Annotated in this window: 8 protein-coding genes; 1 reads left to right on the top strand and 7 read right to left on the bottom strand. The window is 66.1% G+C overall.

The annotated features are described in order from the left end of the window. Positions 1-126: 126 nt before the first annotated feature. The 7 genes from ACIPW5_RS07025 to ACIPW5_RS06995 form a co-directional block, all read right to left on the bottom strand. On the bottom strand, positions 127-1,317 hold the full coding sequence (locus ACIPW5_RS07025) for a transposase (protein ID WP_401241395.1): 1,191 nt from the start codon (positions 1,315-1,317) through the stop codon (positions 127-129). Further along, entirely contained in the window at positions 1,268-1,849 is a 582-nt protein-coding gene (locus tag ACIPW5_RS07020) for a transposase family protein (protein WP_401241393.1), read from the bottom strand. Before ACIPW5_RS07020 ends, ACIPW5_RS07025 begins: the two co-directional genes overlap by 50 nt. A gap of 226 nt (positions 1,850-2,075) precedes the next feature. Further along, positions 2,076-2,513, bottom strand: coding sequence for a DUF4259 domain-containing protein (locus ACIPW5_RS07015; RefSeq protein WP_401241390.1), 438 nt, complete (start codon positions 2,511-2,513; stop codon positions 2,076-2,078). Between the two features lie 57 nt (positions 2,514-2,570). After that, the gene (locus tag ACIPW5_RS07010) at positions 2,571-3,917 is read right to left on the bottom strand and encodes a putative phosphothreonine lyase domain-containg protein (RefSeq protein WP_401241447.1); all 1,347 of its coding nucleotides are present in this window, start codon (positions 3,915-3,917) and stop codon (positions 2,571-2,573) included. Positions 3,918-3,924: 7 nt separating this feature from the next. Further along, a complete protein-coding gene (locus tag ACIPW5_RS07005) occupies positions 3,925-4,224 on the bottom strand; it encodes a hypothetical protein (protein WP_401241387.1) in 300 nt (99 codons plus the stop codon). Between the two features lie 17 nt (positions 4,225-4,241). Further along, positions 4,242-4,649 carry a hypothetical protein gene (locus ACIPW5_RS07000; RefSeq protein ID WP_401241385.1) on the bottom strand — a complete coding sequence of 136 codons (408 nt, stop codon included), beginning with the start codon at positions 4,647-4,649 and terminating at the stop codon, positions 4,242-4,244. Between the two features lie 362 nt (positions 4,650-5,011). Beyond that, positions 5,012-5,350, bottom strand: a complete 339-nt coding sequence (locus ACIPW5_RS06995; RefSeq protein WP_401241382.1) for a hypothetical protein — start codon at positions 5,348-5,350, stop codon at positions 5,012-5,014. 236 nt (positions 5,351-5,586) lie between these two features. On the opposite strand from ACIPW5_RS06995, the gene ACIPW5_RS06990 reads away from it, so the two are divergent. Next, positions 5,587-6,234 (top strand): hypothetical protein, encoded by a 648-nt coding sequence (locus ACIPW5_RS06990; protein ID WP_401241380.1) that lies wholly within the window; start codon positions 5,587-5,589, stop codon positions 6,232-6,234. The last annotated feature ends 5 nt before the right edge of the window (positions 6,235-6,239 follow it).

The raw sequence follows: 6,239 nt of genomic DNA, 5'->3' as shown, positions 1-6,239 counted from the left end.
TGAGCGTTGCTGTCTTGCGCATGTGTGTATTCCCCGTTGCTGAAGATCCGTTCTGGTGCGGTAACGACCGTAGATCATGCCGCCGCTCGGGTGGCGACCGCCCGAGACGGCGGGGGCTAGAACAGGTCAGGGGTCCAGGTAGGGGCGGGGTGGTCTGGTGTGCCCGGATGGCGTCCCGCAGGTGGGCGGGGGTGACGAGGGTGGCGTCGAGTGTCTCGGTCCAGCCGTTGGGCAGCTGGGCGGCGGTGAGGTCGTCGCCGGTGGGCACGTGGTATTCGTAAAATCCCTGGCCGGGAAGCGGCGAACCGGCACCCGGGCGACGCACTGCTGAAGCAAGATCATCTTGTGTAGGAGTTCGAATCCGGCTCGGCCAGAGAGCTGTCTCTTGATCTTTTTGATGCGGTTCATGGCGCCTTCGATGCTGCCCGAGCTCCAGTCCAGGAGGCCGGCTGTCACGGCGTCGATCCAGGCAGGCAGCGTGGCGCCGAGGCGGCCGGTGAGGATCTCACCGAAGTCGCGGACGTGTCCGGCGGCCGTGACCAGTTCGGGGCAGCGGGTCAGGAGGTCCTTCAGGGTGACGCGGTCTTCCTCGCTCAGGGCGGTGGGGTGGCGGGTGGGCCAGCCGGTCACCTGCCGCACCGTCGGCGGCCGCGGCGTTGCGGTGGATGGAGCCCCGCGCAAGGTGGCGATGTGGGCGCGGACCATGCCGTGGGTGATGGGAGCCTGCTCGGAGACCAGTTCGCCGTGGAGTTGGGTGACGCCGGTGCTTCCCTCGGCGAATCGTCGTTCGAGGTAGGGCTTGTAGAGGTCGAGTCTGCTGGGTCGGGGCTGGATGTCGCGGATGGTGTCCTGCCATTGTGCGGCGTTCGCGTACTGGAGGACGGTGTTGAGGCCCCAGCCCCGGTGCCGGGCGATCGCCCGGCGTGACTGGCCCTGGGCGAGCATCTCGTGGACCAGGGCGTGTGCGGCCTTCTTGCGCTCGGCCCTCCGGCCGACGGGCTCCGCGTCGCTCTGCGGCCGATCTGAAGCTGGTCGGGTGCCCTTCGGCAGGAGGCCGCTGGGCGTCGGGGTGCGCAGGCAGTCGCGGTGGGCGGCTACGCAGGTCTCCACGGCGCGGCCGAGGCCCTGCCACAGATGAAACCGGTCGGCGACCTGCAGTGCGTCGGGGGCACCTCGCCGGGCACCCTCGGCATAGGCTCCCGCGCGGTCCCGGCAGATGATCTCCACGCCGGTGTGACGGACCAGCCACACGGCCAGTGGCCCGGCGTCACGCGTGGGGAGCACATCGACGACGCGATGGTCTTCGACGCTCGTCAAGACCGTGGAGTAGGTCTGACCGCGACGGATCGCGAAATCGTCCACGCCCCAGCACAGGCGGAGTGCTGAACTGCGGATCAGGCAGTGCCATACCCCTGCGTAACAAGGTCATCTGCCCCGCGCCGCACCCCAGCTGGGCAGCGAGCCGGGCGCCGGCCCGCCCGGCCAGCGCGAGCCCCACTCGCTCCAAGGCGCGGTTGAGCCGGGTCGTGAACCGTGCGTACGGCGCGGCCAGCCGGGAGAACGGCTCGGCGAACGTCCGACGCGGACAGTCCGCCGAGCCGCAGACGAAGCGCCGGACCGTCAGCCGGATCACAACGCCCTGATCAGCGAGTGGAAGGTCCTTCAGCTTGCGCTGGTAACGGTCGTGGACCCGGTCCGAGAAGCAGCCGCAGTCCGGACATGCGCCCTCGGCCCTGCGGCCTCTCGCCACCACCTCGACCGTGCCGAACGCGGCCGTCACCGTCTCGACATCCACATCGTCGATCCCGTGGAACACCAGTGAGTCCCAGAACGGTGCATCGGTCTGCATGACCAGCACCATCGCCGTCCACGACCCGCCACAGCAGCGACCGACAGGAAACTGAGAGAGCGTCACATCTGGCTGTCTGACAGCAAGGCGTGCGCCGTCTCACACGAGTCGGCCTCCTCGCAATCGAACGCCGAGGTCACACTCCGTGACGCCTCCCCAAGATCTGTGCCAGAACCGAGTGTGGTTTTGGCACAGGTTGTGTGATCGGTGACACTGGGTAAATGGGTTAGAGATCGAACAGCGACTCTTCCTGCAGTTTGGGCTCGGGTGCGAGGACGGCGCGAAGGCTGCTGATGCTCTGGCGCCACCTCGGGCCATCGGGTGTCTCGTCCCAGAGCTCCGCGAGCTCGGAGGCCTCGGCGACCACCCGGTCCAGCGCCTCGACAGCAAGAGGCTGAAGATCGTCGGCGAAGATCGGAAGGACTTCGTCGGGCCCGTAGCTTGTGCTGATCGGCTCACCGTTCGGGCACTGTGCCGCGATGAAGGCGACGGCAGCGACGGCCTCTGCCCCTTCCGGGCTTTCGAGGTAGTCCCGGGTCTGGATTGTGCGGGTCAGGGTCGTCCGCACGAGGCTCTCGCGCTTGTTCTTGGGCGTCTCGTCCAGGGTGTAGGCGAAGTCTGCGGCCATGTCATTCTCGAACGGGCCGATATCCCAAGTGCCCATTGTGATCTCCTCGTGTCAAAGTGCGGTGATCATCGCATCGACCACTGACAGCGGCTGTCACGAGGCAAGCAGGACACGTTTCCGTAGAAGCGCGAAGCCTGCGCGGCCGCACATCTGCCGTTTGAGCATCTTGATCCGGTTGACATGGCCTTCGACGACACCCGCGTTCCAGGGAAGGCTGAGCCCGGCGATGACGGCATCGCGGTCGCGCTCAATGCCTGCGGCAAGCGTATGGAGGCTGGGAAGGTCGTCCTGTCTGACGGCGTCGAGCCAGTCCGGCAGTCGCTCGCCCTGGCGCTCGGTGAGCATGGTCGCAAAGGACCGGACGTGCCCGGTGAGCGCGTCGATTTCGGGGCAGTCGGCCCGGACGTCCTTCAGGTGGAGGTGCTCGGCCTCGGACAGATTCTCCGGGCGTCGGAGGACCCAACCGGCAACAACCCGGGGCGAAGGCGGCCGGGCTGTCACGGGCCGCGGCGAAGTGCGCTTCTGACGGAGGTAAGCGCGAACGCGCTGGTAGCTGCCTTTGTAGCCGAGCAGGACGATCTCCTCCCACAGTTTCCAGGCATTGGTGCAGCCCTCGTTCCAGCGGTTGTCGAGGTAAGTCTTGTACTCGTCGAGGACGGAGGTCCGGGCCTGCCACTGTCCGGTGAAGAGGTCTTCCGGTTTCGCTGCGTCCGCATACCGTTTGACGGTTCCACTCATCATGCCGAGCTGTCGCTGGATCGCGCGACGGCTGTGCCCTGCCTCCACCAGGGCATGAACGGTCGCGTGCACGGTGCGGGTGCGGTCGGCGAACCGGTGTCCGGTCGGCCACGGCGAGCTGGAGGGATCCCCCGCTGGGTCGGGCTCGGACTCGGGCGCTTCAAGTCCCTCGGCGACCAGGACGCGCAGGCACCGACGGTGCTGGGTGATGCTCCGCTCGGCGGCCTCTCCGAGGTTGTGCCACAGATGCCATCCGTCTGCGACCTGCACGGCCTGCGGTGCGCCGGCGGTGGCGCCCTCGGCGAAGAACGGCGCGCGGTCCCGGCCCGCGAGGGCGAGGCCGATCGAGGCCACGGTTGAGCGCAGCCGCTCGACGGCCGCCGCGGACGCGGGCTCGACGGCGGTCTCTCGGTCCATCTCCCTGCCGACCGAATACGGGGGCACCTCGATGGCGACGTTCCCCGGCAGTGAGTGCCAGTACAGGGCCCCGCGCCCGTACAGGCCCCGGGCGGTGCCGCAGTCCCGCTCGTAGTCGACCCAGCCGGTAACGCCGAGCTCGCGCAGGACAGTGAGGACGCGGCGCAGGTCGTCGAGGTCGCGGTAGTCGAGGGTGTAGACGCAGGCGCGGGTGAAGTCCTTCAGCACCTTCGCGCCGAAGCCGAGGCAGCCCTCGAGGCCAGAGAGAGGACAACGGCCATGCAGCGCATTCTCACAGCACTCCGAGATAGTCCTTGAGTTCCGGCCCGACCGTCCCGGCCACGGTGAGAAGTTCCGCCAGAACGACCGGCGCGTCCGTGTCCAGCGTCAGGATTGCCTCGATCTGCGGCGACAGCTGGATCTGGTCCGGCGAGGCGCTGTTCTGGGCGGAGACGGTAGGGGCCGCATCCGGCGTGGTCAGGCCACGGATGACGTAGGCCACGACCAGGTCCCGCGGCTCGCACGCCTCCCCGTTCCGCGCCCTTGCCACCTCGACCGCCACGCTCAAGAACCGCACAGCGTCGGCGTCCATCCGCCGCATCAGCTCTTCTAGCCTGCGAGGTAGCGCGTATTGGAGTAGAAGGTCGGCAGCGCCCAGATGTTGCCATGCTGCCCGTAGTGCGTCCCCACCGTGCGGTACAGGCAGGTGCCTGCCTGCTTAGTCGTCGAGTCGTTGACGTGGATGGTCTTCGCGGTCGAGTAGCTCGTTACGCCCTCGCCGCGACTGAACCACTGCGCCCCGTCCAGGACCTGGACCTGCGCGCGGGTGTTCGCGTCGTCCAGGCTGTCCGAGCACAGCACACGGACGAAGCCCCTCACTTCCTCCGCGTCGACGCTCCACGGAGCGTTCACGCTGTTGTCCCACTTGCAGGTGACGGCGTGCTGCGGGCCGGGTTCAGCAGCCTGCGCGGTGCCCACTCCGCCGAGAGCGACAAGGCCCGCCAGAGCGGTAACCATAGCGGCGGATTTCATCTTGGTGATCAGGAAATCTCCTCGATACAGGTAGACCAGTCCCCCGAATGCGGGAAAAACTGATGGCCACGCCCTGCACCACGAACCTATCAGCCGGCCTTCGCAGACAGCCGCGCGACTTCCGCCAGAACTCGTTACCAGAATGCACAGTTGAGCCACCTGTGGCGACTGCGCACGCCTCTACCCCCAATTCACGGAAGTCCCCATGAGTTCCCAATCGCCTCGTGGGCCGGACCCGCTCAGCCTGGCAGCTGGCCGTGGCCGTGCGTGGTCGGCTGAATCGGGAGCCCCGCCGTGGTCGGGGCCGCCAAGGTAGCGTGGCGGCCATGAGCGCTTACCGCTGTCAGTCAGAGCCCAGATTCGAGCAGTTGGGAAATACTCACAACGAAGGGGTTTCGTCGAAGTTCAGGATGAATGTTCACAAGATGCCAAAATGCTTCCTCAGAAAATCTGACGGCCTCCAAAATAAACTCACCCCTGGAACATTCGACCTGCAAGTCCGGACCGAACGAAATGATCAGGCAATCACCTGCCGGCTCCAGGTCGATATACTCCTCGTGCTCCGTGAATGAAATCTTGGCATTCGCCGACCGCTTCACTTGGCACGCGGCTTTCAGTAGGCCAGGGACGAAGTCAAGGAGAGGTATCGGGATAGCATCCAGCAGAGTGACGTCGCCGATCTCCACTGTCACAGGATGCGTAAAGTAGTTATACCTGAGGGAAATCTCTTGGATTCTCTCCAAGGTGTCGCTCGGACCTAGATATGGGTCGAAATCCTGGTCGGCTGCGAACGATATGCTGATCAAAATTTCCTCTTCTTCGCGGAGATGGTCAGCCGGAGGTCGACGGCTACGGCCGGGCGGCGTGACCTCGGCATCAGGGCAAGGTGTGGCCGTCCGGTCGCCGATGGCAAGATCGGGCCATGGGATTGAACATAGTCGTCGGAGCCCTCGTCGATGACGAGGACGAGGACTACACCGAGATGGTCCGCGCCGACTTCGTCGCGATCGGCGAGCTACTGGAGCGCGCGGGAGCGCAACAGTGGACTGAGCCCGACCTGGATGATGAGGACAGCGCGGAGTTCGATGCGTGGGGTTACTCGGGTTTGCACACCGTTCGCCGGCTCGCCGTCCACCTTGCAGCGAGTGGGCGCCTGCCCGAGCCGTTCGACAGGACACAACGGGCAACTGACGACCCGCTCCTGAACGAGGTGTACGAGGCCCTGCCGAGTGATCCTCCCGGGCCCTTCGATCATCTGGTCCACCATTCGGACTGCGAGGGCTACTACGTCCCCGTCGATTTCGCCCACGTCATGGTCGACAAGAAGGTACCAGGCGGCTATCTGGGCTCTTCGGTGCGACTGCTGGCGGAAACCCGTCGACTCGCTGAAGCCCTCGGTCTTCCAGAAGACCTCGATCCGCACTCCGAGGAGGTCTCCGACGCTGCCGACGCCGAAAATCCGGCCGTCGAGGGGTGGCAGCGATACCGCGTCGAGTCCTACGTATGCCTTCAGCTCCTCCACGCTGCGAAGCTTTCGGTCTCGACCGGCGCAGCCATCGCTTTCTCTTGAGCGGG

Origin of the sequence: Streptomyces sp. NPDC090077 (assembly GCF_044747545.1) — a bacterium.
In the GTDB taxonomy this organism is placed as follows: Bacteria; Actinomycetota; Actinomycetes; order Streptomycetales; family Streptomycetaceae; genus Streptomyces.
The sequence above is the reverse complement of the archived record's forward strand: the minus strand, read 5'-3'. Positions and strand labels throughout refer to the sequence as shown.